This is a genomic window from Marinobacter sp. H13 (assembly GCF_059072335.1).
The window spans coordinates 1680090-1705966 of the sequence record NZ_JCACRU010000001.1 but is presented as its reverse complement, the minus strand read 5'-3'; the positions used below and the strand labels follow the sequence as shown (position 1 = coordinate 1705966).

Sequence of the window (25877 nt, the reverse complement as noted above, 5' to 3'; positions counted from 1 at the left end):
CGTGGAGTATCCTGAGCCCATGTTAGCGCGTTTTCCAGCCGGAGAAACACTGTCCTGGCTCCCGTGGAGTGACAATTCTTTAACCTGACGGTTCCCGAAAAACGGCGATTGTGGTCTTTTTGTTGCCGACAGGTTTCTGGCGTGGGTGTTTGTTCTATAGTTGCAACATAGAACCGGGTTGTGGATAGGGGAAGGTCTGAACTATGGCAATGCTGAAAGCGCTGGTGGTGGATGACGCCAGCTTTGTACGTGATCTGGTCAAGCGAACCGTGCGCCAGCGTTTCCCTGTCATCGAGACTACCGACGCCCAGAACGGCCGGCGAGCGCAGTCATTGATGTCGAGGACCGCGTTTGACCTGATTCTGTGCGACTGGGAGATGCCAGAAATGTCCGGGCTGGAATTGTTGCAATGGATGCGCCAGCAGCCCCAGTACGAAAACGTGCCTTTTATCATGATCACCAGCCGGGGCGACAAGGATCACGTGATCGAAGCGGTCAAAGGCGGCGTTTCCGAATACCTTGGTAAACCGTTCAGCCCCGAGGGGTTGAGCAAGAAAATCATCAAGGTGATGGGCCGCAAACTGAAAGATGCCATGGACCGGAGCGGCAAATCCATGGCCAGCCCTGCCGATGCCTTCAAAGAGTCGGCCAACCTGCTGACCCGCAAGCCCGAAGCCGCGGCGGAGGTTTCCGCCGAGTCACCGTCCTCTTCCCCCGGGCCCGAGCCTTTGGCACCGACAAGGCCGACCTCGGCCCGGGCGCCCATGAGCCTGGCCTCGGTACGCTTCGCCGAGAGCACCCTGAAATCGGTGGTCAAGGATATCAATCTGACGGAGGTGCGGGTGATCGCGAAGCGGGACCAGGTATTCCCGGGGATTCTCGACCAGGCGGTAGTGGACATCGAGATCGCCGAGGGCCAGATGGCGAGGTTGAACGGCTACGTGCACCAGTTGCAGGCGGTGGACAAACGCCAGGACACGGACTTTGTCAGCGTTACCATTCGTTTTGTCGATGAAGACCCGAAAAAGCTGGAGGACCTGTCGAGGTTTGTCGCCCGCTTCCGCGCGGGTATGCGCTAGCTCTCTGCCCTCTCGGGGATCCGCTCGACCAGTCGCTCCCGCGGGAAATGACAGATAAATTCACTGCCCTCGCCAATCCGGCTGCGAATCTCCAGATTGCCATCGTGGTTGAGCAACACGTGTTTGACGATTGCCAGGCCAAGGCCGGTGCCGCCGGTGTCTTTGTGACGGCTGGGGTCGGCCCGGTAAAAGCGTTCCGTCAGGCGGGGTATATGGACCGGGTCGATACCGATGCCGGTATCCCTGACTGACAGGTGTGCGCCTTCCCGGTTGGTGGACCAGGACACGATAATCTGGCCATTTGCAGGGGTGTACTTCACCGCATTGAATATCAGGTTCGAGAAAGCGCTGCGCAGCTGGCTTTCATCGCCTTTCAGCAGGCGATGATCGCCGATATGCACGGTAATCTCGTGCTGTTTTTCGCCACTGAGCGCCCGGGCGTCATGACAGATCTGGGTCAGCAGCTGGTCCACGTCCGTGAGGGTGTCGTTGACCGTTTGCTCCCCGGTTTCAATACGTGAGAGCAGGATCAGATCGGTGATCAGGGCTTCCATCCGGGATGACTGGGCAGCCATGGTGTTAATGGCCCGGCGCCACTTTGGCGGCAGGTCGGCAGCATTGTCCACCAGGGTTTCGAGGTAGCCGCTGATGACCGTGAGGGGCGTGCGCATCTCGTGGGACACATTGCCGACAAAGTCACGGCGCATCTGTTCGAGTTGGTACAGCCGTGTTACGTCCTTGGCGACAATCAGACGGTCGTCGTCACCAAACAGGCTGATCTGGATCTGAAGGTGAATATGAGGTCTGGCCGGAGAATGTATCTCCAGGGGTTCGCGGTAATCCCGTGAATCGAAATAGGTCTTGAAGGCCGGCGTGCGGATCAGGTTATGGATGTACTGGCCCTGATCGGTGTTGCGCCGGAAACCCAGCAGATACTCGGCGGAGCCGTTCCACCATTCCATGGCGCCGCGGGAGTCGGTCATGATCACGCCATCGCGCATGGCGTTGGTGGATTCCTGAACCCGATTGATCTGGGCCCTCAACCGGTCCTGGGTTCTCAGGTGGGTCTGATGCAGTTTGTGAAGGTTGTCGAAAATATCGCCCCACAGGCCGATGCTCTGGGGGGCTTCGTCGGTGGCGCTGGGGTTGGACAGCCACTGGTAGAGACGCCTGGCCTGAAGCAGCGTCCACCAGAGATAGACGATCAGCCCGAGGGTAAGGCCGTAGACGGGCTCACCGAAATAGAGGCCAACCAGGGTGGAGCCAATCAGGCCACCGATAATGTAGCGCAGGTATCGTGACCAGTTGTGCTGCATCAAAAACTGCCTTGTGTCCGTTCCGGGGCTGATGCTCAGCTGGCCGGAGTTACTTACGCGGCTCTGGTCGAGAAGCGGTAACCGGTTCCGCGTACGGTCTGGATCAGGTGGTCGTACTGGTCGCCAAGCGCCTTGCGGAGCCTGCGGATATGCACATCCACGGTCCGCTCCTCAACATAGACATTACCACCCCAGACCTGGTCCAGGAGTTGGGAGCGAGTATATACCCGTTCCTGGTGCGTCATGAAGAACTGAAGCAGTCGGTATTCTGTCGGGCCCATGGTAAGGGCGCCATCCTGGGTGGTGACCCGATGCCCGACCGGATCCAGCGTCAGGCCTTCCACTTCAATCGGGCTGTCTACGCCCGGCGGCGTCGCACGCCGAAGCACGGCTTTCAGGCGGGCGACCAGTTCCCGGGGGCTGAAAGGTTTGGTGATGTAATCATCGGCACCAACTTCCAGGCCCTGGATCTTGTTGTCTTCCTCGACCTTGGCGGTGAGCATGATGATGGGAATGTCGGCGGTCGCTTCTTCTTTCTTGAGGCGGCGTGCCAGTTCCACGCCGCTGGTGCCGGGCAGCATCCAGTCTAGGAGTACGAGATCCGGGTGTTTGTCGACAATCAGGGCATGGGCTTCCCGGGCGTCCGCTGCCTCCAGATAGTCATAATCCGCCATTTCGAGGGCCACCGCGATCATCTCGCGGATCGGGGCCTCATCATCGACGATCAGGACAGTTTTTCCAGTCATGAGCTTTTAACCTGTGTCAGACCTTGATTTGTTGCCAGTGTCCCGCCTGGCTGCTTTCTTAAGCTACTGCTTACCTCTGAGGGTTCTGAACTAGGCGCCAGTCTGCAGGTGTGGTGGTTCCACATCAAAGACTGGTAACGCGGGCTCAGAGCCCTCAGAGGTGAGCCCTTCGGGAGCTTCTGAAAAGCCGAATAGCGTTGTTCTGCTGTTTCGATTTGGAACCACCAAACCTTCATCAGCACGCCTAGCTCTTCGGCTTTTCAGAAGCTCAGTAGCTTAAGAAAGCAGCCAGGCGGGACACCGCTCATTACAACGCTCAAGTGTTACAAGTATATGACAGGTTCAGCTGACCATGAGATCAATTACAAGGCCGGCAAAAACGGCAAAGCCGGCCCAGTTGTTGTTCAGAAACGCCTTGAAGCAGCCGTCCCGTTCACGTTCCCGCGCCAGGTACTGGTGGTAAATGAACAGGCAGGCCATGGCCACGACGCCCAGATAGTAGAAGGTGCCCAGCTCGGCACGATGGCCCACCATGATCAGGATCAGTACAACCATGGCCTGCAGCATGCCAATGATCGCCTTGTCGGCTTCTCCGAACAGGATGGCCGTGGACTTGATGCCCACTTTCAGATCGTCATCCCGATCCACCATGGCATACAGGGTGTCGTAGGCAACGGTCCATAGCACGTTGGCGGTGAACAGCAGCCAGGTGAGCTGACTCAGTTCGCCGGCCTCCGCCGCCCAGGCCATGGGGATGGCCCAGGAAAAGGCCGCGCCCAGAAACAGCTGCGGCAAATGGGTGTAACGCTTCATGAACGGGTAAATGAATGCCAGCAGGGCACCGCCGAACGACAGATACAGGGTCAGCGGGTTGGTGAACAGAACCACCATCAGGAAGGAAACCAGGCACAGTCCCGCGAACAGCGCCACCGCTTCCCAGGGTTTTACCCGGCCCGCGGTCAGTGGCCGGTCCTTGGTGCGTTTGACATGCTTGTCCCAGTCCCGGTCAGCGAAATCGTTGATGGCGCAGCCAGCCGCCCGCATGAAGAACACGCCCAGGGTGAAAATGATGACATTAGCCAATGCAGGGCTGCCGTCTCCGGCCAGCCACAGGGCCCAGTAGGTCGGCCACAGCAGGAGCAGGGTTCCGATCGGGCGGTCGATTCTGAGCAGGCTGGCGTAGTCGGCCAACCGGCGCTGGATAGGTTCTGGCACAGCGTCAGGCAGCATGGCGCGCGTCCGTCTGGTGTTCTTCGAATTGAATGAGTGCTGGGATTATAGCCAGTCGCAGGAGGCCGGTTAAAGCGTGTTCCGCTGAAACAGCGCCGGTAGCAGGTATTCACCAACCAGCAGAGAGCTGTTGTGGCCACTGAACAGGGAGCGCCTTGCCAGTTCCGGCTGTCCCGGGATTACCGGTCTGCAGAGGCCGGTTTCCAGAGGGCCCCGTTGCCAGTGGGGGCTGGTGAACAGGTAGGCGCCCAAAGGTCGATTGCCCAGGTGAAGCAGCCGGCGCCCCTCGCCCTCCAGACACTTCAGGGGAATGACCGTCCTGGCCAATACCCAGGGCTGGTTGTCGCCGCACAGGCTGACTTCCCGTATCCAGGCGTGTTGACGGTGGGGAATGCGCAGGCGCCGGGCCTCTTCCTGTGTCGGCGTTGCAAAGCCCTCCCGGCGGACCTCCACGTGAAAGGAATGGCTGCACTGTTTCTGCAGGGCTCTTGTAAACGAGCCCTCTACCTGCAGCCAATAGCGGGCAGGCCCGTGAACCTCCGGGTTAAGAAGGCCGGCGGCCGTCAGCGATTGGTACCAGTCCGTCGGGGGTATGGTCAGGTGACTGTCGATGTCAGAGACCCTTGACTGCATAGATGCCGGGGGCATTGCGCCAGTAGCCTTTGTAGTCCATGCCGTAACCGAACAGGAAGCGGTCTTCCACTTCCAGGCCGGTGAAATCGGCCTTCAGATCCGGACGGGCCTTCCGGTCATGTTGCTTGTCGACCAGAACGGCCGTCAGTACCTCACTGGCACCGTGAGCGCGGCAGTAGTCGGCGATGGCGCACAGGGTCGTCCCCTCATCCAGAATGTCATCGATAATCAGGATGGTACGGCCGTTCATATCGGCTTCGGGCTGCAGTTTCCACTCGAGAATGCCGCCGGTAGTTTCCTGACGGTAGCGGGTGGCATGCAGGTATTCGGCCTGGACCGGAAACCGGAGCCGGGGTAGCAGTTGTCCGGTCAGGATCAGCCCGCCGTTCATCACGCAGAACAACAGGGGGTTGCTGTCTTTCAGGCGGGCGGTAATATCGTCGGCCAGGTTGCCGATTGCAGTCTGTACCTGCTGTTCATCCACGAGGCAGTCGGCTTCGGCCATAACCTGGTTCATTTCGGCGACGGTATCGGTCATATCGGTCGGTCCTGTCGTAAAACGGGCGATTATACCGGACAGGGCCTGCAGAAGGGAGGGGCCACCCCGGTTGTCAGATCTGTATTTGTGGCTATTGGCAGAAATCCCCTGACCGGACCGTCGGCATTGGCATTGGTCAATACCGGGGCGATGGGTATGATGGCCTGTTTCGACAGTTGTTCGTATCTGTTAACTGAATAAAACACTTGCGTGTAATATTGTCCGACAATTATTATTGCGCCCGTCTGATGTTGGGAGAACGTTATGAAGAAGTGGCAGTGTGTGGTGTGTGGTTTGATTTACGATGAAGCCGAAGGCTGGCCCGAGGACGGCATTGAGCCGGGCACCAAGTGGGAAGACGTACCGGAAGACTGGGTATGCCCGGATTGCGGTGTCGGCAAGGAAGATTTTGAAATGATCGAGATCGGTTGATAGCACCCGGCACGGCCGGTAAAACCCGCCCAGGTGAGTTAAATACAGGAACACGGTTATGACTGAACAGGCCCCCATCATTATTGTCGGTACCGGTTTGTCCGGTTATTCCCTGGCGCGGGAAATCCGGAAGCAGGACAAGGAGACCCCGGTTCTGATGGTTACCGCCGACGATGGCGTGAGCTACTCCAAGCCCATGTTGTCCACCGGCTTTACCAAGGGCAAGGACGCCGATGGCCTGGCCCAGGGCGGTACCGACGCCATGGCGGATCAGCTGAATGTCCGGATTCGCACATTTGCCACGGTCACCGGCATTGATACCGAGGCCCACGAACTCATTCTCGGTGATGAACGGCTTGCCTACAGCAAGCTGGTCCTGGCCTGGGGCGCCGATGTGATCCGGCTCGGCCTGGACGGTGATGGTCAGGAGCATGTGTTCTCGATCAATGACCTGATGGATTACCGCGCCTTCCGGCAAGCGCTGGGCGAGGGCAAGCGGGTGGCGATCATGGGGGCGGGTCTGATTGGTTGTGAGTTTGCCAACGACCTGCGCAACGGCGGTTACGAGGTTGACGTGATTGCCCCTTCCGAGGAGGTGATGCCCGGACTGCTGCCGGAGGCGGCCGCCCATGCTGTCCAGCAGGAGCTGGAGAACCTGGGGGTCGGGTTTCACCTCGGAACCGTGGTTGATCGGATCGACCGCAGGGGTGACGGGGTCAGTCTGACCCTGGCCAATGGCGAGACTCTGGACGCTGATCTGGTACTGTCCGCTGTGGGCCTGCGCCCGAGGACCGATCTGGCCCGGGCTGCCGGGCTGGAGACGGCCAGGGGCATCGTAGTGAATCGCGCGCTCGAGACTTCCGCGCCGGATGTCTACGCACTCGGTGATTGCGCCGAAGTCGACGGCCACGTGCTGCTTTATGTCCTGCCGCTGATGGCCTGTTCCCGGGCGCTTGCAAAAACCTTGCTCGGTGAGCGCACCGAAGTCAGCTATGGCACCATGCCGGTGATGATCAAGACCCCCTGCTGCCCGACCGCCGTCTGTCCACCACCGTCGGAAGCCAAGGGCAACTGGGAAGTTGAGCAGGATGGCACCAGCGTCAAGGCGCTATTCAAGAGCGCCGGGGGCGATGTACTGGGGTTTGCGGTGACCGGCAGCTATGCCATGGAGAAACAGGCCCTGTCCAAGGAAGTGCCTCCGATACACGGCTGATTAGCCGGACTCCAATCCGCAGCCCCGATACCACGGGGCTGCTTTCTCTTGGCCGGCGACGGCTTTTCATTGCGAAATTTCGCCGCTTGCGGTAGAAAACTCCTTCGTGTGCTAACGAAATCACAGGAGCAGGCATGCTTGAGGTAACCAAGAAACTGGTGGAGTTGCTGGATCTCTCGCCCATCGGTGACGACCATTTCCAGGGGGACAGCGAGGATCTGGGCTTTCCAAACGTGTTTGGCGGGCAGGTTCTTGGTCAGGCGTTGATGGCGGCCAGCCGAACTGTTGAAGGTCGCCTTTGCCACTCCCTTCATGCCTACTTTTTGCGCCCCGGCAATCAGGACATGCCCATCGACTACGAGGTCCAGCGGGTCCGTGATGGTGGCAGTTTCTCGGTACGTCGGGTGATTGCCCGCCAGGACGGCAAGGAAATCCTGACCGGTTCCATGTCGTTCCAGGTAGCCGAGGAAGGATTCGAGCATCAGCTGACCATGCCGGATGCGCCGGACCCGGAAACACTTCGCTCGGAACAGGAATGGGGCGAACTGCTGGCACCCCAGGTACCCGAGAAGATGCGCCCGATTCTGACCCGGGACCGCCCGATCGAGATCCGCCCGGTGAATCCGGTCAATCCCCTGAAACCGGAGAAGCGGCCGCCCCACAAGCAGAGCTGGTTCCGGGCCCAGGGGCATCTGCCAGACGATCCCGTACTTCACCGTTGCCTGCTCACTTACGCATCGGATTTCCAGTTCCTCGGGACTTCCCTGAACCCGCACGGCCTGACATTCATGAGCAAGGGGCTGCAGGTGGCCAGCCTTGATCACTCGATCTGGTTCCACCGGGATTTCCGCATGGACGAATGGCTGTTGTACGACAAGGATAGCCCCAGCGCTTCGGCCGGACGGGGATTCAATCGGGGTAATTTCTTCAATCAGGACGGTGTGCTGGTGGCATCCACTACCCAGGAAGCACTGATTCGTCAGAGGTCCTAGCCGGCTAGCCCAGCTTACGCTGGTCCGGCTGCTGGTGATTCTTATCCAGCCAATCCATCATTTCGTCGAAGGGTAGTGGCGGTGTCAGCAGGTAGCCCTGGATCATGTCGCAACCCATGTCCCTGAGCAGATTGGCGGTGACCTCATCCTCGACGCCTTCGGCCACCACCTGATAGCCGAGGCTATGGCACATGTCTATCGTGGTCTGGACGATCACGCGGTCCTCCGCCTCGGTGTTCAGCTCGGTGACCAGTGACCGATCGATTTTGACCTCGCTCGCAGGTAGCTGCTTGATGTAGGACAGTGAAGAGTAGCCGGACCCAAAGTCATCGATCGAAACCGGAATGCCGGTGGCGCTGAGTGAGTTCAGCGCTCGCAGGGAGTTGCCCGGGTCCTGCATCATGGACGTTTCCGTTACCTCGAAAATAATCGAGCCCTGATGGCTGTGATAGCTGTTCATCAGACGCTGAACAAAGATGGGAAAGTCCGGTTCCCGCAGGTTGTTGGGCGAAATATTGATGGATATGTTCAGGGGCCAGCCGCGCTCCAGTAAGTGTGAGCGCAATTCCAGTGATTGCTCAATGACCCACCGGGTCAGAGGTTTAATTAGACCGGTCTGTTCCGCCAGACTGACAATCTCATCGGCGCGGATGGGGGTTGCCCGGCCGGGCCACCGGATCAGAACCTCAATTCCGACGATTCGACCCGTTTTCAGGCTCTGCTTGGGTTGCATGAACAGTGCGAGCTCGTTGGTATTGAGCGCATGCCGTAGCTCCGACACCAGGGTCAATCGGTCGGCGCTGTAGGAGTCCTTTTTGGATTTGTAATAGGCAATGCCACGTTCCCGCGCAGATTCGGATCCTTCAGCGATCACCGCCCGGCGTATCAGGGTATTGGCATCGGTGCCGTGCTCGGGGAAAATTGCCACTCCGAGGGCGGGGTCCAGAGGTATCTGCATGCCCAGGTAGTCGATCGGGTAGCGTATGCCCTCCAGCGCCTTCAGAATGGCTCTGGGAACGTGGCCGGTTGCATCGGCGTCGACAACAAAGGCGAATGTCTGTGGGTCCAGTGACGCCAGGTAGAAACTGCGCTGATCGCTCTGCTCAATCGGCAAGGCGCCTGGGAGCTCCCTCGCGACGGCATTGTAGTGCTTGGATGCCAGCGCCAGAATCCGGTCGCTGTTGCGATGCCCCAGCGTCTTCGTGACCGACTGCAGATTATTCAAATGGATGACGGCGACGCCATAGCGTCGCTCGGGGCTGCGCAGCATCAGGTCGTTCAGCATCATTTCCAGACTACCCCGATTGGGGAGGCCGGTAAGTGGATTATGCAGCGCATGATCCATCAGTTTCAGCTCTGCTGACCGTCGTGCTGCCAGAGCATTCAGTTCGGCTTCCCGGGCGTCAACCTTGTCCTGGCGTTCCTGATAAATTCGCGCCGCGAGGGCCAGCGTGAGCAGAATGGCCTCCAGTGCCGACCCAATCTGCATACCGTAGGTGGTCACAAAATTGTTTGGCAGCAGGCCGTACTTGTTGGCCGCGGTTATTGCGCTGCCCAGTGTCAGTGCCGCCCAGGCCACCGTGTAATAACCGGCTTGCGGGTTCCCCTTCCACCATTGCACGGGCCCCAGAACAGTGAGCAAAAGGCAGCTGGGTATTGCCAGGGCCACGGTCAGTCGGCTGCCCGTGCTGTAGTCCAGAAAGAATGTCATCAGACCAACCACTGCATTCAGTGAGATCATGAACAGTACGAGCCGGTTCAGAACAGGCCCGGTGTGTTCAAGTTTCAGGAATGAGCGGGAGAACACCAGGGTGAAGAAAAGAGAGAAAGGCACAGCCAGCAACATGATCTGATTCTGTAGGGCAGGGCTGTCAGGCCAGAGAAACTGATAAGTTGAGCCATTCAGGCTTCCGATAAGTAATAGATAGCCGAGTGTCGAGAGCACGTAGAGCAGGTATACCGGCTCTCGTAGCGCGGCAAAAATAAACAGGTTGAAGAAAATCACCGTGATCAGGATGCCGTAGTAAAGCGCGTGCATCTGGTCTTCGGTGGAAGAATGCTCGAAGAACGCCTGGGCGTTCCAGAGACGAACCGGAATCTGCATGGCCCCCTCGGTGCGCACCTCCAGCAGAATCTGGTACTCGCTGGCTATGCTTTGCTCGAAGGGGAACAGGAAATGGCGGTGCAGTATCGGGCGCTGTTCAAACGGAACGTGGTCTCCGGTCTCCACCCGCCGTGCGATTCGGCCGTTCTCAATCAGGTGGAAGGTCACTTTATCCAATTGCGAGTAGCGAACTTCAAGAAGGTTGATGGTCGCCGGCTGCGATACCGGAAACCGAAGCCAGACGGTATCGCGGATATAGCCAAAATTCGGACTTTTTTCCTCGAGAGTTTGCCAGCTGTCGGAGGCCAGGGCTTCACTGACCGTCAGCTTGTTGTCGGGGGCAACGCGCAGGTACTCGATTTGCGGAACATAGGAATCCTCGGCCCCGAAGGATGGGGCGGACAGGCCGGATAACAGCAAAAGTGTTATCAGTAAACGAAGCCAGAGGGTGGATGCCACGTCGTACCGCTTAATTGTCATTGTCTCTGGGAGTATGGCGTGTCGTCTTTGGCGGCTCAAGTCGCTGGCAGAGCCTGATTGGCAAATTTTTGTAGCCGTGTCTCAGATCTGCTCCAGCCACCCCCGGACCCAGGGCAGCGCTTCGGCCTCCGGTTCCATGGTTTCCAGGGCATCAATCCGAAGCGTGTCACCAACCTTACGGGCAGCGGTTTCGTAAAGCGCTTCCTCCATGAGGTCGCCAGCGCCACAGAAAGTATCTCCGTAGGAGCTGTCACCCAGGACGATGATGCCAAACGGCCGGCCGGGTTGTTGTGGCAACTGGTCCCTCAGGTCCAGGTAGAAGGGCAGCAGATTGGCCGGAAGCTCGCCCTGTCCGGTTGTCGATGTGCATACCAGTAGCGCATCGTTGTTCGACGTGATGTCATCCAGTGCCGGATTTTCCAACACGGTCACGTGGTGACCTTCCCCCTCAAGCTCTTTCTTGAGCGTTCTGGCCGTCAGGAGCGCGCCGCCATAGACGCTGCCCACCAGGATTCTGATTGATGTCATAGGTTATCTGCTCGCTGCCTTGGCACTGTTCATACGGTCGTTCGGTGGCGCACGATCATAGCGGGAGTGCTTTCTCGCCTCAAGGCGAGTGGGTGGGGGAAGGTTCGCTTTCCTGGCTTCGAACCCGCGGTGCTATCCGGTTGCGCCCGGATTCCTTGGCATTGTAGAGGTTCAGGTCGGCCTGTTTGAGAAGATCGTCAAGCGACCGGGCCTTGGCTATGGAGCAGACACCGGCGCTGATGGTTACCGGTAATGCCTGATCCCTGAACCGGAACGGGTGCCTGGCAACTTGAGAGCGCAGTCTTTCAGCCAGGCTCAGGGCCTGCAGCAGGGAAGTGTCAGGCAATAACACCAGAAATTCTTCACCGCCCCATCGGGCCGCGACATCCGCCTGCCGAATCACGGTTCGCATCAATGCAGCGAACTCCCGCAGGACATCGTCGCCCGCGTCGTGTCCGAACTGGTCGTTGATCTGTTTGAAAAGGTCGAGATCGATCAGGGCAATGGAGAAATGGTGGCCGGAGCGCTGGTAGCGGGAAAACTCCATGGTCAGGCGGTTCTGCATTTCACGACGGTTGGCCAGCCCGGTGAGCTCGTCGGTGCGGGCGGCGTGCTCATGGGTTTCGGCCAGCGCCAGAAGTTCATTACGTGCTTTCAGTCGGCTGGCCTCGAGGACGAAACAGAAAATCGATTCGAAGGTCAGGGCCGCAAAAAAGCGGATCTTGAAATCCATGCTGTATTCCGCCGAGACCAGCGGTAGCCCGGGAAACTGGAACACCACTACCGCGACCAGGTAGCAGAACAGCAACACCGCCGTGCCGGTTTTCAGGTCAGTCAGGTAAAAGAGCAGAGGCGGGAAGACGTAGAACCAGAGTGGCCCGGTGTTGCTCTCGCCGCCGGACGCAATCAGGTAGGTGAAAAGCAGGCCGACAATAACGATCATCCCGGCTTTCTGGCGTGCCCGGTTGCCGGTGCTGGCAAAGTGCAGCATGTTCACGGCAATCAGACCGATGAAGGACCAGAGCACCCAGGCATGGGTCTCGTGTCCGGCGAACCAGGCCTTGGTACCGATGCCAACCAGAAAAGCGATAGCGGTTGCCGAGAGCCAGGTGAGCAGACGCGAGACCTGGCCGTCTTCCCGTTCGCCGGCAGCGAGCTGTCCGGAGGAAGTTGAATGAGGCATGGGAACCTTTTTTTGCTGTTTTTGTAATTTTGGCGCTTATGTCCGGGATTATGAGTCAATTTAGTGCGTTTTTGCACTCGAGTCTGTGATGTGTTTAGTCTGTGTGAATTGTGACCGTTTTATTTCATTTTCATGTCAAAAAAATTATAGTTGCCGCGCGACAGCGTTCGCCCCCAATCCTCACAGACTAAACGAGACCTGATCTGTTATGGCCCGTTCGAGCGGATTCCTGGATACCCTTCTCACCAGCCCTACCACGGAACGATACAGGGTCGGCATCAGCCTGCTTTTCTTACTTGGCGTGTGGCTGACTGTCGGATCATTCAGCCAGGGAATGCCCAACAGTATGTTGCTGATGGCCGCCGCGGTGATTGGCGGGTACATGGCGATCAACATTGGCGCCAATGACGTTGCCAACAACGTGGGGCCAGCGGTGGGTTCTGGTGCCCTGTCCCTGGGTGCCGCTGTGCTCATCGCAGCCGTTTTCGAGGCCGGTGGCGCGATCATCGCCGGCGGAGATGTGGTCTCCACCATCAAGGGTGGCATCATTGATCCCTCCAATCTGGAAGAGAGCAGGGCGTTCGTGTGGCTGATGACCGCCGCCCTCCTGGCTGGCGCCCTCTGGCTGAATCTGGCCACCTGGATGGGCGCGCCTGTGTCTACAACCCATTCCATTGTTGGCGGCGTTCTGGGTGCCGGTATCGCCGCCGGTGGCTGGGGTATTGCTGATTGGGCGGTGATGGGCAAGATTGCCGCCAGCTGGGTGATTTCGCCGGTGCTGGGCGGTGCTCTGGCAGCCCTGTTCCTGTTTGCGATCAAGAAGACTGTGCTCTATCGAAGAGAGGTCATTCCGGCCGCGAGGACCTTTGTTCCCTGGCTGGTGGCGATCATGGCCTGGGCCTTTGGCACCTACCTGATGATCAAGGGCGTCAAGAAGATCGTCAAAGTCGATTTTCTCGAGGCGACGCTGATCGGGCTTGCCGCGGCCGCCGTGGTGTTCTTCGTTATGCGCACCCTGGTGGGCCGCATGGCATCGACCATGGAGAACAGCTCGGCAGGCGTGAATACCCTGTTTACCTGGCCGTTGATCTTTGCCGCGGCACTGCTGAGTTTTGCGCACGGGGCCAACGACGTCGCCAACGCCATTGGTCCGCTGGCGGCGATCAATGATGCCCTTTCTGCTGATTCGGTTGTCATGTCGGCGAGCATACCGATGTGGGTGATGATGGTGGGCGCCCTGGGTCTGGCTGTTGGCCTGATGCTGTTCGGGCCGCGACTGATCAAGACCGTTGGCAGTGAAATCACCGAACTGGACAAGACCCGGGCCTTCTGTATTGCCCTGTCGGCAGCCCTCACGGTGATTCTTGCGTCTCAATTGGGCCTGCCGGTCAGCTCCACCCACATTGCCATTGGTGGTGTGTTCGGCGTTGGCTTTCTGCGGGAGTACCTGAAGTCGAACTACGCTACCCAACTGCACAAGATCATGGAGCACCATGATCCCGCCGAGCAGGAGCGTCTCAAGCCTTTCCTGGATGATTTCCGTAATGCCTCGGTGGAGGAAATGGAGAACCTGCTCAAGCAGGCCAAGAAGAAAAAGCAGGTGCCTCTGTCCAAGTCCGAGCGCAAGCGCCTGAAGAGGATTTATCGGGAAGAGATGGTCAAGCGTTCGCACCTTGTGCGAATTGCTGCAGCGTGGATCATTACGGTGCCGGCATCTGCCATCATGGCGGCGACGCTGTTCTTTACGCTCCGGGGCTTGTTGATCTGACCGGGCTGGTTGTATAAACCGAGTTTGGTCATACTATCTGTAAAAAGGGGTGTTTCACCCCTCAAGCCTATTTGTCCATGGAGTGAAGTATGAGTTCATCCGTTGAAAGCCGTCAGGCGAAGATGATTGATGAGCTGAGGACCTTTATCAAGAAGGTTCTGAGCGATCCGACCATTGCCGTTAAATCCATGGAGATCGCCCGCAAGCATCGTGGTCAGCCGAATGCCGAGGAGCTGATTGCACAGGAGATCAGTGCCAGCACCAATATCCGGATTCCGGAGAACTGGAGTGAGGCGGATAAGATGTTCCTGGATATCATCCATGATGTTCTGGATGATGAAGAGGCCCTGTACTAAGGCCTTGTCTGCAGGCTTGGGAGAAGCGAGCCGGGCGGGGGATGGTTCAAAAACACGCTGTGAATACGTCCCTGTACGCTTGGCTCCGCCATCCCTGGCTCCGCACAGTTTTTGAACCATCCCCCGCCCGGCTCACCTGAGCCATGGTTGTGGCCTAAAATCGCCATGGCTAAGTCTTTTGGACTCTTCAGGCCTGTCTCGCGTTCGGCGTCGCCTGCTTCAGGACAGCATCTGCCATCTGGTGCAGAATACTAATCTCATCCTCGATACCTTCATCCCGGGACAACTCTCTCTGCTCGGCAAGAATGTCCGCCAGGATTTCTTTGGTGGTCAGCGGGTTGGCCAGTACCACCCGGAACACGATGCACGGGAAATTGAAGTAGCGGGCCGGCTCCAGCCGGGTCCGTGACACAAACGCCTTGCCCCTTTCCCGCTGGGTTTTCTGGATGAACTTGGTGATCCGGTTCAGGCAGGTGTTGAGCTTTTCCGCCTGCAGGGGATCGGCAATGGCCAGGGCTTCCTGGACGTTTTCCGGGCAGTAGCGGTAGGTCAGGATGTTCAGTTCGGGCCTGGTAACCAGCTCGAAATCCGGTTCTGCTTCGATCATTTCCGCGAAGGTTTTGGCCTTGTCGATGCCCTGGTCTATCAGGATCTCGTAGCCTTCCCGGGCCAGGATTTTCAGGCCGGAGTGGATCAGCATGGACATGCCGGGCCGTGAGCCTTCCAGGGTGGTGCTGCCAAGATCCCGGGAGCCCTTACGGATGATGTACTGGGCGTGGTGTTCAACGGCACTGGCCAGGCTCGGGTCGCGGAATACCACGAGGCCCACGCCCATGGGTACGTAGAGCTGCTTGTGGGCGTCGAAGGTGACGGAGTCGGCCTTCTCGATGCCCCGCAGCAGGTGTTTGTAGGTGCGGGAGAACAGCGTGGGCCCGCCCCAGGCGGCGTCCACGTGGAAGTGGGCGCCGAATTCCCGGGCGATGTCGGCCATGGCGTCCAGGGGGTCGACGTTGCCGGTTTCGGTGGTGCCGGCCACGCCGCAGATGGCCATAACCTTGATTTTCTGGCGCTGCAATTCCAGGCACTTGTCCCGCAGAGCATCGGTATTGATGCGGTTTTCGTCGTCGGTATCCACCGGTATCAGGGACTCGCGGCCCAGGCCGAGTACGTCGGCGGCCTTGCGCAGGGAGTAGTGGCCGCGGCGGGAAACGACGATGGCGGCGCCTTCGTGGCCGTAGTATTTCAGCGCCCGGAACAGACCTTCCTGGTGCAGGCCCCGGAAGCTGCCTTCAGCCGGGAACGCCCGGTTACGGGCGACCCATAGGGCGGTCAGGTTTGCGACGGTGCCGCCGGAGCACATGGCACCCAGGGCGTAACGGGGATCGTGCATCCACTTGCGGTAGAAGGCGCCGTCTTCCTGGTACACCAGCCGGTGAATCATGCCCAGTACCTGGCGTTCCATGGGCGTGAACGCCTTGGAGGTTTCGGTTTTGACCAGGTTCTGGTTCAGGGCAATCATGATCTTCGAAAGCGGCAGCATGAAGTACGGCAACGCAGAGGTCATGTGCCCGATAAAGGCCGGAGAGGCGGTGTGAACGGAATTTGCCACCAGTTTGTCGAGCAGGAACTGGGCCTGTTCAGATACGAAGACGGGCTTCTCGGGAATGCTGTAGTCGGAGAAGTCTTTCTCCACATCCGAGAGGTCCCGTTCAACCGCAACGATGTGTTCCTGCAAGAAGCCTGCAAGATTGCGGGAGATGTTCTGGTCAATCCGGCTCAGCGTCGATTCCGGTGCCTCGGGCACCGTGAACACGCGATACATGGCCTCTACCGAGGCCTGTGCGGATTTCTTCTTTCCGGTCATAGGCGCCCACTCACATTCAGTGGTCATCCGAAGGGCCGGTTCCGGATGCCCTGCGGATACGGCCGGCATTCATGTCCGGCATTGGTTTCTGGTCACCCGCCTCTGGCAGGCGCACTGGCATCCCTGAGGGGGCGTAGTATACGGCCTGGCGACAGGTTACGCCACACGGCCCCTGCTCAGGTTATTGCGTCCCGGTCAGAGTATTTCCCGGTGTATATCAAGTATGGCAGCATCCACGCGTTCTTCGATGGCTTTTTCGATCTGATCCAGACGCTGGGTAATCTGCTGGGAGGAGGTACCCAGGGCGGCAATGGTCCAGGTGGCGCAGTCGAGGGCCTCCTGGTCGGCGGTTTCGGCAACGGCCAGGTCGGGTTCTTTGCCCCAGACGGCCTTCAGGGCGGTGAAGACTTTGCGTTTGGCTTTGAGGTCGTCGCAGCCGTAGAGCTGGAAGTGCAGGGTCAGTACGCCCACGTGGGGCGTGATAACCGGCTGCTGGGGCTTTTGGCCTTCCCGCAGGAGTTTTCTCAGGGCTTCTGACATCTTTGATTCCGTGCTGGAGTCGATGAGAAATCCCCTCCCAAAAAACGCTCCTTGCGGCACATCCCTGTGGCGCTTGGGCTCCGCCATCCATGGCTCCGCACATTTTTGGGAGGGGATTCCCCATCGACTCTCAGAGTTCTCAGTGGGCTTCCAATAGCAACTTAGCCTACTACAGGCGTTGCCCGTTTGATAATGGCTGCCGGATCGGTGCCCGAGGGCAGGTTGCCGTAGTTCATGCCGCCACTGGACTCGAGTCTCGAGGCGCAGAAGGCGTCGGCGACGGCGGCATCCGAGTGGCGGAGCAGCAGGGAGCCCTGCAGGGCCAGGGCCATGCGATCGACCAGGTTTCGGGCGCGGTACTGGAAATCGCTGATGTCGGCGAAGTCGTGTTGCAGCTGCGCCAGGAACTGGTCGAAGCGGCGATCGGCGCCTTTGGCTTCAGCGGCTTCCTTGAAGAAGGCGTCTAGGGTTTCAGGCTCTTTTTGCAGGGCGCGTAGGGTGTCCAGGCACTGAACGTTGCCGCTGCCTTCCCAGATGGCGTTGACGGGGGATTCCCGGAACAGCCGGGGCATGATGCAGTCTTCCATCACGCCGCTGCCGCCGATGCATTCCATGGCCTCATAGGCATGGTTCGGGGTGCGTTTGCAGATCCAGTATTTGCCGACCGGTGTCGCGAGGCGTGCCAACAGTCGTTCGTGTTCTTTGTCCTGGTTATCCAGGGCGCGGGCAATGCGCATGGTATAGGCCAGTGCCGCTTCGCTTTCCAGGGCCAGGTCGGCCAGGACATTCTGCATCAGAGGCTGATCGATCAGGCGGGCACCGAAGGCGCTGCGGTGACGGCAGTGGTGGCTGGCCTGGGCGATGGCCTGACGCATGCCGGCGGAGCTGCCGATCATGCAGTCGAAGCGGGTCATGGCCACCATTTCAATGATGGTGGGCACGCCGCGGCCTTCCTCGCCAACCATCCATGCAAGGGCGCCGCGCAGTTCGGCTTCGCTGGAGGCGTTGGCAACGTTGCCCATTTTGTTCTTGAGGCGCTGGACCTGCCAGGGGTTCTTGGTGCCGTCCGGGCGCCAGCGGGGCATCAGGAAGCACGACAGTCCTGACTGTGTCTGAGCCAGTACCAGGAAAGCGTCGCACATGGGAGCAGAGACAAACCATTTGTGACCCACCAGCTCATAGGCCTGGCCCGGGCCTCCCGCGCCGATCGGGTAGGCCCTGGTGCTGTTGGCGCGAACGTCGCTGCCACCCTGTTTCTCGGTCATGGCCATGCCAATGGTCACGGAACTTTTCTGGCTGTCCGGCAGGTTGCGGGGATCGTAGCTGTCGGCCAGGATCCTGGCTTCCCAGTCGGCCGCCAGTTCCGGCTGCTTGCGAATTGACGGGATGGCGGCAAAGGTCATGGTTACAGGGCAGCAGTGGGCGGCCTCCACCTGGGAGTGCATGTAGTACTTGGCTGCGCGGGCAACATGCGCGCCCTGGCCTGGATGGCTCCAGGGGCTGCTGTGGAGACCATTGTCGAAGGCAATCCGCATCAGCTCATGATAGGCCGGATGGAAGTCCACTTCGTCGATGCGGTGGCCGAAACGGTCATGGGTGTTGAAGACCGGTTTGTTGGCGTTGGCGCGAAACCCCAGGTCAATGGTCTGCGCGGCCCCGGCCAGGGCTCCGAATGCCTTGAGGTCCTCGGCAGCTTTACCGGCGCCCTCCCGGAGGGCAGCTTCCTGCAGGGCAATGTCCTGTTCGAACAGGTTATAGTTCTCCAGGGCCGGTGGCTGGTTGAAGACCTCGTGGGTGCTGGCCAGGTAGCGATCTTCCTGGTCGTTTGATGGCGTCTCTGGCCCGGGCTGCCGCGCGTTCATAGCTACCTCCTGGTGCCGGTCAACCCCTGCATACAAAAGCAGATGATGGAATTGACCAGCGGGTCATTGTTGTCTTCTGTTGTGCTGGTGGCCTGGCTGGTCTGTGTCGGTGACAGGGGGCCAACCAGGCTTTCCGCTATGGCGCCCACCAGGCAGGTGCTGCTTTGGCGAGCGTCCTGATCCCGGATGCATCCTTCTTCAATGCCTTCGCGGATCGCTTTTTCGAACAGGTTGGCGTACGCCTTGCGGTATGCCAGTCGTTCTTCTTCCACTTTCGGGTCCACCGGCTCGGCGATCAGTGACCAGGCCATTTGCGGGCCTTTCAGTGCCCGCTCGGCAAATTGTCTGAGTGCCCGCTCAAGCCGCTCGGCGGCGTTGCCATCGGAGGCCAGAGCTTCGGCGACCTTGTCGACCTCCCGCTGGGTTGCCAGCCGGAAAATCTCGGCGAACAGGTCCTCTCTGGACTCGAAGTGCCGGTAGATAGTTCCTGTGGCAACGCCGGCCAGCCCGGCGATCCGGGTAACCCGCGCGCTTCGAAAACCGCCTTCGGCCACGCACTGATAAGTGCAGTCCACAATCCGTTTGCGCGCCTCCGCCTTGCGCTGGCGCATTTTTTCCGTTTCTCGATAGGCCATTCGGGCTCCCTATAAGCAGTGAATCACTATTCATTCTTTCTGTCAATTTCTTGATCTACAGACGAATATAAAATTTTCGCATGTAATTCAATTGTTTGTTGTGATTTACAAAAATTTACAAAAAAGTCGTTGCCAATAAATAGCGTGGTCACGAAAAGCAGATTATAAAGACGCCAAGACGAAGCCGCAGGCGGTCTTTCGTCGATACGGAGTGAGGTTCCCTGCGGGGTCGCAGCACTCGACCATCTGTTTTCGTTGATGGAGAAAAGATCATGAGTGAATTCGACGAAAGCAACCTGGAGCAGTCCGGAAGCTGGACCAGCGACAGTGACGACAACCATTCCATCGCCGGCCGTGCCCGCGTTCGCGCACAGTTGCAGGCAGACATCGAAGCGTTCCTGAGCCAGGGCGGAAGGATCCAGGAAGTAGATACCTCCTTCCGTTCTGATACACCTCGCAAGGTGGAAGTGGGTTTTAACAACCGCTCCCTCTGAACGTTCAGACGGCAGTCCGGGGCGCTTCGCCCCGGCTCCGTTTTTGATCCCTGTCTCGGTATGACCTGTCAGCGTCGTTTATCCTCGTTCATTATCATTTTGCGCCGTTAGCCCGGGCAAATCGCCAGTCACCCGTAATCCGGACTCCTGTGTGGTAATGAAGCGCCGAATCCATCTTTTCCTTGTTTTGCTACTGATCATAGCAGCTGTTGTCAGCTTCTGGCTGATGACGACATATCCGGCTGCCGAGGGTGAGCCGGTCGTATCGGCGCCTGTTGATGAGTCTCTGAAATCACTGAACAAGGGGGCGGCCTCTTCTGCGCCCTCCGACCTGGTAAACAACGCTTCCACGGTCCGTGTTCCCGAGCAGTTGCCAGCCTCGCTGGCCGGCACCTCGGTCCCGGATGGTTGGGCCCGAACGGACAGGTTCGGCAATCTTGTCCCGACCCCGCATCTGCGACAGCTGTTCGAGTATTTCCTGTCAGCCCTGGGAGAGGAATCGCTGCAAGCGTTGGTGGCGCGCATTGAAGCGGCGCTGTCGGGCCTGGAAGAGCCAGCGAGATCCCAGGCCCTGGTAACCCTTGGAAACTACCTGGAATATAAACTTGCGGTTTCTGAGCTGGAACAAAGCTATGGTGAGGTGTCCGGGCTTGGCGCGGGTGAGATGCAGCGAAGGATGGCAGAGATCCAGGCACTGCGGCGGACCTGGCTTGATGCCGATACCGCCGTCGCTTTCTTTGCTGACGATGAGGCAGTCGACCGCTTCCAGATCGAAAAACTCAGGATCGCAAGCAATGACAGCCTGACCGATGAGCAGAAAGCAGAAGCTCTTCGCCAGGCCGAGTCTGCCTTGCCGGAGCCGCTCCGCAAGGCCAGGGAGGAGACCCGACGGTTTGCAGACTATGAACAGGTGCGCCGGGAGCTGGCGGATGATCCCCGGGCGCTCGAGGCCTGGCGTCAGGAGGCCTTTGGGGAAGCCGCGGCGGACAGGCTGGCCCGCCTTGAGGAGGAACAAAAGAACTGGGACCGCCGCTGGCAAGTCTATTCACAGGAGCGGGACCGGCTATTGTCCCCCGGGCTTGCCGAGCCGGAACGTCAACAGGCGCTGGAGCGTCTGAGGGCCAGCCACTTCAATGAAACCGAACAGGTTCGAGCCGAGGCGCTGGATTCGATACGGTAATTAACCTGTCATTTAATCGCCCTAACCTGCCAGGGGAGTCTGCAACCAGCGGCGCCGGCCGTGTATGATGGCGCAAAGGGCGCCCGGCGGATGCCGAGACGGTCCATCAGACTTTTTGTTCAGCCATCCAGGAGGTTGTCAGTGCCGATTCCGACTCCCCGTACTTTTCCTGCCACCCGCTTACGCCGTAACCGGGCCAGCGATTTCTCGCGTCGCCTGGTTCGGGAAAACCAGCTCACGCCGGACAACCTGATCTATCCGGTATTCGTGCTGGAGGGTGAGGGCCAGCGGGAACAGGTGCCCTCAATGCCGGGAGTGGAGCGCCTGAGCATTGATCTGCTGGTTGAACAGGCTGCGGAGCTGGTCGAATTGGGTATCCCGGCAATTGCCCTGTTTCCGGTAGTTCCGGCCGAGAAGAAAAATCTCTCCGGCTCCGGAGCCTGGGATTCCGATGGTCTGGCGCAGAGAGCGGTTCGCGCCCTCAAGTCGGCCCACCCGGAACTCGGAGTGATTACAGACGTGGCGCTGGACCCTTTCACCACCCATGGCCAGGACGGCATCATCGATAACGACGGTTATGTCCTCAATGACGTGACGGTCGAGGCACTGGTCAACCAGGCGCTCTCCCATGCCGATGCGGGCGCCGATGTGGTCGCACCGTCTGACATGATGGATGGCCGTATTGGTGCCATTCGCGAAGCGCTGGAAAACGGCGGCCATGTGAACACACGGATCCTGGCCTATTCTGCCAAGTACGCATCAAGCTATTACGGGCCTTTCCGTGATGCGGTAGGCTCGGCCGCCAATCTCGGCAAGGGTAACAAGGCGACCTACCAGATGGATCCGGCCAACGGTGACGAGGCATTGCATGAGGTCTCGATGGACCTGGCCGAAGGCGCAGACATGGTGATGATCAAGCCCGGTATGCCGTATCTCGATATCGTGCACCGGGTGAAGACGGAATTGCGGGTACCAACATTTGTTTACCAGGTCAGTGGCGAATACGCCATGCATATGGCCGCAGCCCAGAACGGCTGGCTCGACGGGGATGCGGTGATGATGGAAAGCCTGATGGCCATGCGCAGAGCCGGGGCCGACGGAATCCTGACCTACTTTGCCGTGCGCGCGGCCCGACTGATGCGGGACCGTCAGCGCGGATAAGGCCAAAATCATTCGCCAGCAGTGGCGAACACACTGGAATCGAGGAATCATGACAACGGAAACGGCGAAGAATCAGACGGCAGGGGATGACCGGAGTGTGCCTGCGCCGGTGGATGTGCCCCCGGTTGGTGAGGAGATCAACCTGGATGCCAATGAAAATTACTTCAACCGGGAACTGAGCCAGCTCCAGTTTAATTACCGCGTGCTCAAGCAGGCCCTGGATACGACGCACCCGTTGATCAATCGTCTGATTTTCTGCTGCATTTTCAGCAGCAACATGGACGAGTTCTTCGAGATCCGTGTGGCCGGTCTAAGGCAGCAGATGAAATACGGCCGTGAGACCGTTGGTGCCGATGGCATGATGCCGGACCAGGCCCTGGCGGAGATCAGCCGTGTTGCTCACGAGTACATTCGCGAGCAGTACGACATACTGAACAATGTGCTGATTCCCGAGATGGAAGAGCAGAACATTCACTTTGTCCGGCGCCGGGAGTGGACGCCGGAGCAGGCGGAGTGGGTGCGCACTTATTTCGAGGAGGAGATCCTGCCGGTGGTCAGCCCCATCGGGTTGGATCCTTCGCACCCGTTCCCGCGTCTGGTCAACAAAAGCCTGAACTTCATTGTTGAGCTGGACGGCAAGGACGCCTTCGGGCGGGAAACCGGCATGGCGATTGTGCCGGCTCCGCGTTCGCTGCCCCGCCTGGTCCGTCTGCCTGATGATGTCTGCAATGGTGGCGAAAACCTGGTGTTCCTGTCGTCCATGATCCACGCCCACGCCGACGAGCTCTTCCCCGGCATGGAGGTGAAAGGCTGCTATCAGTTCCGGCTGACCCGTAACGCCGACCTTGAGCTTGAAGACGATCTGGAAGACCTGGCCTCGGCCCTGCGTGGTGAGCTGCTCAGTCGCCGGTTTGGCGACGGCGTGCGCCTGGAGGTTGCTGACAACTGCCCGGAAGAACTGGTGCAGTTCCTGCTGAAGGAATTCGGTCTGACCGAGCGCGATCTTTACCAGGTCCATGGCCCGGTGAACCTGACCCGATTGATGGCGGTCGGAGGGCTGGTGGACCGTCCGGACCTCACCTATTCCGGTTTTTCGCCGTCGATTCCCAAGCTGATACGCAGCAAGGAATCGATGTTCGATGCCATTCGCAAGCGCCCGATTCTATTGTTGCACCCTTACGAAAATTTCAGCCCGGTCGTTGATCTGTTGCGCCAGGCCGCCAAGGATCCTCAGGTTCTGGCGATTCGCCAGACCCTATATCGGACGGGGGCAGACTCGGAGATTGTCGAGGCGCTGGCGGATGCGGCCCGCCGCGGCAAGGAGGTTACCGCGGTTATCGAGTTACGGGCGCGATTCAGTGAGGCCGAGAACCTCGAGCTGGCCAGTCGGCTGCAGGAAGCGGGCGTGATCGTGGTATACGGCGTGGTTGGTTACAAAACCCACGCCAAGATGATTCTGATTGTGAGGCGTGAGGAGGGACGGCTGCGCCGCTATGTGCACCTGGGCACCGGTAACTACCATGCCGGTAACGCCCGTCTGTATACCGACTACAGCTTCATGACCTGCGATGAGTCCATCAGCGATGACGTCAACAAGCTGTTCCAGCAGCTTACCGGCATGGGTAAGGCCCTGAAGATCAAGAAGCTGTTTCATTCGCCCTTCACCCTCCATCCCCGGCTACTGAGCCTGATTGATCGGGAAGCGGGCTTTGGGGACAAGGGCCGGATCATCTTCAAGTTCAATGCATTGACGGAAATCCAGCTGATCAAGGCGCTTTACCGGGCTTCACAGGCCGGTGTGAAAATCGATCTGATCATCCGCGGCATCTGTTGTCTGCGTCCGGAAGTGCCGGGCCTCTCGGAGAATATTCGGGTGAGGTCGATCATTGGCCGCTTCCTGGAGCACACCCGTGTCTACTACTTTGGCAACAATGGCCGCCCGGATGTGTACTGTTCGAGTGCCGATGGTATGGAACGGAACCTGCTCAGCCGGGTGGAAACCGCTTTCCCCCTGGACGATCCTGATCTTGCCGCCCGGGTCAGAGAAGATCTGGATACCTACCTGGCCGACAATTGCCAGTCCTGGGTACTGCAACCGGACGGCAGTTATATTCAGAACCAGCCCGCAGAAGGTGAAGAGCGCCTTGCCTCACAATTGGTGTTGCTTGAACGGCTGACCGGAAAAACCTGATTCCCGAACTGGAGAAAGTTGTTTGAACACCAAATGGATGATTGCCGGCGCTGGTGTGCTGGCTGTAGCGGGCGGCCTGCCCTGGGTCGTGGGATACGTAACTGAGCAGCAGTGGCACCAGGCAACAGCGGAGGTGAACGATGCACAACCCTTCCTTCGCATGGAAACGGATAACTATGAGAGAGGTATTCTCGGGGCCCGTTTCAGAGGTTCGGTGAACCTGATCAATCCGGAAACCGGTGAATCCCTGAAGCTTGCCTACCGGGCCAATGTGACCCATGGCGTGACCGGCAGCCTGATGGATTTCCAGCCCGAGGATGGCTGGGCCGCCGGCGATAGCGACTGGTTCTCCGGTGAGGAGCCGAAGCTGACCCTGGAAACCCGTCTCTGGGGTACCGCTGTTCTCGAACTCGAAGCGCCCCAGATGACCCTGACGGACCCGGATACCGGGGAGACCCTGGCCTCAAGTGGCGGCTTGGCAAGAATTGAGGTCAGTGAGGCCGGTTCTCAGGCCGATGCCTTGATGGTCTGGCCGGGAGTAACCCTGTCCGGTCCGGACCTGGATATCCAGGTCAGCGACTTCCGCCTCGAGCAAACCATGAGTCATCTGACCGGTGAGGTCTGGACCGGCTCCGGCGAGATTGCGGTGGAATCGGTTGCTGTGACCCCGGCGGCGGAAGCCCCCTTCATGCTTCAGGGGATTTCGGTTCTTAGCAGCAGCGAGCCGGTCAACGATGGTGAGCGCCTGGATTCACGAATGACGTTCGAGGTCGCTGGCGTTTCAACGGCCGATGAGCGTTATGGTCCCCAGAGACTGGTGTTCGCATTGTCCGGGCTGGATGTGGCGGCCTGGAGCAACCTGACCGAGAGCCTTTCATCCATGCAGGCGCTGGCTATCACTCAGGCCTCTGGCGGTCCCCAGCAGTTTGAGCAGCAGATGGCCGCCATGCAGCAGGTGAATGCCGCCGTTCGGGATTTGGCAGCAGCCGGGTTCTCGGTTGGTTTTCCAGAGCTGACGGTGACCACCCCGGAGGGTGTGATAGAAGGCAGCGCCCGGATCGCCCATCCGGAGCTGACGGCGGATCAGAAAGCAGAAATGCTGATGGTGATGCAGCAGTTGACCGGCAAAATGGATCTCAGTCTGCCCGTCGCGCTCGCGGAGGAATACCCGGAATTCCGGTTACAGCTGGCACCGCTGATAAAGCAGGGGCTGCTGGTAGAGCAGGGTGACAGTCTGGTGCTTGATGCCAGTATGAAAGATCTTGTGCTGGACGTGAACGGTGTGGAAATTCCTTTGCCGCCGTTGCTTTGACGCCGCTGCTTCATTGCCATAAAAAAGCCCCGCTGGTCGG

At 59.1% G+C, this 25877-nt stretch carries 23 protein-coding genes; 11 read left to right on the top strand and 12 right to left on the bottom strand.

Annotation, left to right across the window (positions count from 1 at the left end):
- Positions 1 to 203 precede the first annotated feature (203 nt).
- A complete protein-coding gene (locus tag AC5JQH_RS08045; protein ID WP_008173544.1) occupies positions 204 to 1079 on the top strand; it encodes a response regulator in 876 nt (291 codons plus the stop codon).
- Here the strand turns inward: AC5JQH_RS08045 and phoR are convergent.
- From phoR to AC5JQH_RS08020, 5 genes are all read right to left on the bottom strand, one after another.
- Complete coding sequence (phoR, locus tag AC5JQH_RS08040; RefSeq protein WP_104270800.1) at positions 1076 to 2395, bottom strand: phosphate regulon sensor histidine kinase PhoR; 1320 nt, start codon at positions 2393 to 2395, stop codon at positions 1076 to 1078. The genes AC5JQH_RS08045 and phoR overlap by 4 nt on opposite strands.
- 53 nt (positions 2396 to 2448) lie before the next feature.
- Complete coding sequence (phoB, locus tag AC5JQH_RS08035; protein ID WP_008173539.1) at positions 2449 to 3141, bottom strand: phosphate regulon transcriptional regulator PhoB; 693 nt, start codon at positions 3139 to 3141, stop codon at positions 2449 to 2451.
- Positions 3142 to 3483: 342 nt separating this feature from the next.
- Positions 3484 to 4371 carry a 4-hydroxybenzoate octaprenyltransferase gene (gene ubiA / locus AC5JQH_RS08030; RefSeq protein WP_008173537.1) on the bottom strand — a complete coding sequence of 296 codons (888 nt, stop codon included), beginning with the start codon at positions 4369 to 4371 and terminating at the stop codon, positions 3484 to 3486.
- 69 nt (positions 4372 to 4440) lie between these two features.
- Positions 4441 to 5004, bottom strand: a complete 564-nt coding sequence (locus AC5JQH_RS08025) for a chorismate--pyruvate lyase family protein (RefSeq protein WP_008173535.1) — start codon at positions 5002 to 5004, stop codon at positions 4441 to 4443.
- Positions 4985 to 5542: a hypoxanthine-guanine phosphoribosyltransferase gene (locus tag AC5JQH_RS08020; RefSeq protein WP_405417317.1), complete on the bottom strand. Its 558-nt coding sequence runs from the start codon at positions 5540 to 5542 to the stop codon at positions 4985 to 4987. Before AC5JQH_RS08020 ends, AC5JQH_RS08025 begins: the two co-directional genes overlap by 20 nt.
- Before the next feature lie 264 nt (positions 5543 to 5806).
- On the opposite strand from AC5JQH_RS08020, the gene AC5JQH_RS08015 reads away from it, so the two are divergent.
- From AC5JQH_RS08015 to tesB, 3 genes are all read left to right on the top strand, one after another.
- A complete protein-coding gene (locus AC5JQH_RS08015) occupies positions 5807 to 5974 on the top strand; it encodes a rubredoxin (protein ID WP_008173532.1) in 168 nt (55 codons plus the stop codon).
- 58 nt (positions 5975 to 6032) lie between these two features.
- Positions 6033 to 7187, top strand: a complete 1155-nt coding sequence (locus tag AC5JQH_RS08010) for an NAD(P)/FAD-dependent oxidoreductase (protein ID WP_493805456.1) — start codon at positions 6033 to 6035, stop codon at positions 7185 to 7187.
- Between the two features lie 134 nt (positions 7188 to 7321).
- A complete protein-coding gene (gene tesB, locus AC5JQH_RS08005) occupies positions 7322 to 8179 on the top strand; it encodes an acyl-CoA thioesterase II (RefSeq protein WP_053113187.1) in 858 nt (285 codons plus the stop codon).
- Positions 8180 to 8183: 4 nt separating this feature from the next.
- Here the strand turns inward: tesB and AC5JQH_RS08000 are convergent, their stop codons facing one another.
- The 3 genes from AC5JQH_RS08000 to AC5JQH_RS07990 all read right to left on the bottom strand — a co-directional run bounded on the left by AC5JQH_RS08000 (position 8184) and on the right by AC5JQH_RS07990 (position 12474).
- Positions 8184 to 10763: an EAL domain-containing protein gene (locus AC5JQH_RS08000; RefSeq protein ID WP_493805455.1), complete on the bottom strand. Its 2580-nt coding sequence runs from the start codon at positions 10761 to 10763 to the stop codon at positions 8184 to 8186.
- A gap of 81 nt (positions 10764 to 10844) precedes the next feature.
- A complete protein-coding gene (locus tag AC5JQH_RS07995) occupies positions 10845 to 11291 on the bottom strand; it encodes a flavodoxin (protein ID WP_008173520.1) in 447 nt (148 codons plus the stop codon).
- Positions 11292 to 11370: 79 nt separating this feature from the next.
- Positions 11371 to 12474, bottom strand: a complete 1104-nt coding sequence (locus AC5JQH_RS07990; RefSeq protein ID WP_053113185.1) for a GGDEF domain-containing protein — start codon at positions 12472 to 12474, stop codon at positions 11371 to 11373.
- Between the two features lie 208 nt (positions 12475 to 12682).
- On the opposite strand from AC5JQH_RS07990, the gene AC5JQH_RS07985 reads away from it, so the two are divergent.
- Together AC5JQH_RS07985 and AC5JQH_RS07980 are read left to right on the top strand one after the other, a co-directional pair.
- Positions 12683 to 14242, top strand: coding sequence for an inorganic phosphate transporter (locus AC5JQH_RS07985; RefSeq protein ID WP_482902167.1), 1560 nt, complete (start codon positions 12683 to 12685; stop codon positions 14240 to 14242).
- Positions 14243 to 14331: 89 nt separating this feature from the next.
- Complete coding sequence (locus AC5JQH_RS07980) at positions 14332 to 14598, top strand: hypothetical protein (RefSeq protein WP_069182143.1); 267 nt, start codon at positions 14332 to 14334, stop codon at positions 14596 to 14598.
- A gap of 187 nt (positions 14599 to 14785) precedes the next feature.
- Here AC5JQH_RS07980 and panP read toward each other — a convergent pair whose 3' ends face one another.
- The 4 genes from panP to AC5JQH_RS07960 form a co-directional block, all read right to left on the bottom strand.
- Complete coding sequence (gene panP, locus AC5JQH_RS07975) at positions 14786 to 16462, bottom strand: pyridoxal-dependent aspartate 1-decarboxylase PanP (RefSeq protein ID WP_286811280.1); 1677 nt, start codon at positions 16460 to 16462, stop codon at positions 14786 to 14788.
- 195 nt (positions 16463 to 16657) lie between these two features.
- Entirely contained in the window at positions 16658 to 17002 is a 345-nt protein-coding gene (locus tag AC5JQH_RS07970; protein WP_053113183.1) for a DUF503 domain-containing protein, read from the bottom strand.
- Between the two features lie 161 nt (positions 17003 to 17163).
- Positions 17164 to 18864: an isovaleryl-CoA dehydrogenase gene (locus AC5JQH_RS07965; RefSeq protein WP_008173507.1), complete on the bottom strand. Its 1701-nt coding sequence runs from the start codon at positions 18862 to 18864 to the stop codon at positions 17164 to 17166.
- 2 nt (positions 18865 to 18866) lie between these two features.
- Positions 18867 to 19499 (bottom strand): TetR/AcrR family transcriptional regulator, encoded by a 633-nt coding sequence (locus AC5JQH_RS07960; RefSeq protein ID WP_482902168.1) that lies wholly within the window; start codon positions 19497 to 19499, stop codon positions 18867 to 18869.
- Between the two features lie 272 nt (positions 19500 to 19771).
- Here AC5JQH_RS07960 and AC5JQH_RS07955 point away from each other — a divergent pair, with 272 nt between their 5' ends.
- From AC5JQH_RS07955 to AC5JQH_RS07935, 5 genes are all read left to right on the top strand, one after another.
- Positions 19772 to 19993 carry a hypothetical protein gene (locus tag AC5JQH_RS07955; protein WP_008173503.1) on the top strand — a complete coding sequence of 74 codons (222 nt, stop codon included), beginning with the start codon at positions 19772 to 19774 and terminating at the stop codon, positions 19991 to 19993.
- 226 nt (positions 19994 to 20219) lie between these two features.
- Positions 20220 to 21173 carry a lipase secretion chaperone gene (locus AC5JQH_RS07950; RefSeq protein ID WP_482902169.1) on the top strand — a complete coding sequence of 318 codons (954 nt, stop codon included), beginning with the start codon at positions 20220 to 20222 and terminating at the stop codon, positions 21171 to 21173.
- Between the two features lie 141 nt (positions 21174 to 21314).
- The gene (hemB, locus tag AC5JQH_RS07945) at positions 21315 to 22334 is read left to right on the top strand and encodes a porphobilinogen synthase (RefSeq protein ID WP_008173501.1); all 1020 of its coding nucleotides are present in this window, start codon (positions 21315 to 21317) and stop codon (positions 22332 to 22334) included.
- A 49-nt stretch (positions 22335 to 22383) separates the two neighbouring features.
- Complete coding sequence (gene ppk1 / locus AC5JQH_RS07940) at positions 22384 to 24525, top strand: polyphosphate kinase 1 (protein WP_053113181.1); 2142 nt, start codon at positions 22384 to 22386, stop codon at positions 24523 to 24525.
- A 22-nt stretch (positions 24526 to 24547) separates the two neighbouring features.
- On the top strand, positions 24548 to 25837 hold the full coding sequence (locus tag AC5JQH_RS07935; protein ID WP_273085089.1) for a DUF945 family protein: 1290 nt from the start codon (positions 24548 to 24550) through the stop codon (positions 25835 to 25837).
- Positions 25838 to 25877: the final 40 nt, after the last annotated feature.

What these genes read in the sequence shown, in the direction of transcription:
- AC5JQH_RS08045 (WP_008173544.1), top strand. Translation starts at nt 204, where the DNA reads ATGGCAATGCTGAAAGCGCTGGTGGTGGATGACGCCAGCTTTGTACGT.
- phoR (WP_104270800.1), bottom strand. Translation starts at nt 2,395, where the DNA reads ATGCAGCACAACTGGTCACGATACCTGCGCTACATTATCGGTGGCCTG.
- phoB (WP_008173539.1), bottom strand. Translation starts at nt 3,141, where the DNA reads ATGACTGGAAAAACTGTCCTGATCGTCGATGATGAGGCCCCGATCCGC.
- ubiA (WP_008173537.1), bottom strand. Translation starts at nt 4,371, where the DNA reads ATGCTGCCTGACGCTGTGCCAGAACCTATCCAGCGCCGGTTGGCCGAC.
- AC5JQH_RS08025 (WP_008173535.1), bottom strand. Translation starts at nt 5,004, where the DNA reads ATGCAGTCAAGGGTCTCTGACATCGACAGTCACCTGACCATACCCCCG.
- AC5JQH_RS08020 (WP_405417317.1), bottom strand. Translation starts at nt 5,542, where the DNA reads ATGACCGATACCGTCGCCGAAATGAACCAGGTTATGGCCGAAGCCGAC.
- AC5JQH_RS08015 (WP_008173532.1), top strand. Translation starts at nt 5,807, where the DNA reads ATGAAGAAGTGGCAGTGTGTGGTGTGTGGTTTGATTTACGATGAAGCC.
- AC5JQH_RS08010 (WP_493805456.1), top strand. Translation starts at nt 6,033, where the DNA reads ATGACTGAACAGGCCCCCATCATTATTGTCGGTACCGGTTTGTCCGGT.
- tesB (WP_053113187.1), top strand. Translation starts at nt 7,322, where the DNA reads ATGCTTGAGGTAACCAAGAAACTGGTGGAGTTGCTGGATCTCTCGCCC.
- AC5JQH_RS08000 (WP_493805455.1), bottom strand. Translation starts at nt 10,763, where the DNA reads ATGACAATTAAGCGGTACGACGTGGCATCCACCCTCTGGCTTCGTTTA.
- AC5JQH_RS07995 (WP_008173520.1), bottom strand. Translation starts at nt 11,291, where the DNA reads ATGACATCAATCAGAATCCTGGTGGGCAGCGTCTATGGCGGCGCGCTC.
- AC5JQH_RS07990 (WP_053113185.1), bottom strand. Translation starts at nt 12,474, where the DNA reads ATGCCTCATTCAACTTCCTCCGGACAGCTCGCTGCCGGCGAACGGGAA.
- AC5JQH_RS07985 (WP_482902167.1), top strand. Translation starts at nt 12,683, where the DNA reads ATGGCCCGTTCGAGCGGATTCCTGGATACCCTTCTCACCAGCCCTACC.
- AC5JQH_RS07980 (WP_069182143.1), top strand. Translation starts at nt 14,332, where the DNA reads ATGAGTTCATCCGTTGAAAGCCGTCAGGCGAAGATGATTGATGAGCTG.
- panP (WP_286811280.1), bottom strand. Translation starts at nt 16,462, where the DNA reads ATGACCGGAAAGAAGAAATCCGCACAGGCCTCGGTAGAGGCCATGTAT.
- AC5JQH_RS07970 (WP_053113183.1), bottom strand. Translation starts at nt 17,002, where the DNA reads ATGTCAGAAGCCCTGAGAAAACTCCTGCGGGAAGGCCAAAAGCCCCAG.
- AC5JQH_RS07965 (WP_008173507.1), bottom strand. Translation starts at nt 18,864, where the DNA reads ATGAACGCGCGGCAGCCCGGGCCAGAGACGCCATCAAACGACCAGGAA.
- AC5JQH_RS07960 (WP_482902168.1), bottom strand. Translation starts at nt 19,499, where the DNA reads ATGGCCTATCGAGAAACGGAAAAAATGCGCCAGCGCAAGGCGGAGGCG.
- AC5JQH_RS07955 (WP_008173503.1), top strand. Translation starts at nt 19,772, where the DNA reads ATGAGTGAATTCGACGAAAGCAACCTGGAGCAGTCCGGAAGCTGGACC.
- AC5JQH_RS07950 (WP_482902169.1), top strand. Translation starts at nt 20,220, where the DNA reads ATGACGACATATCCGGCTGCCGAGGGTGAGCCGGTCGTATCGGCGCCT.
- ppk1 (WP_053113181.1), top strand. Translation starts at nt 22,384, where the DNA reads ATGACAACGGAAACGGCGAAGAATCAGACGGCAGGGGATGACCGGAGT.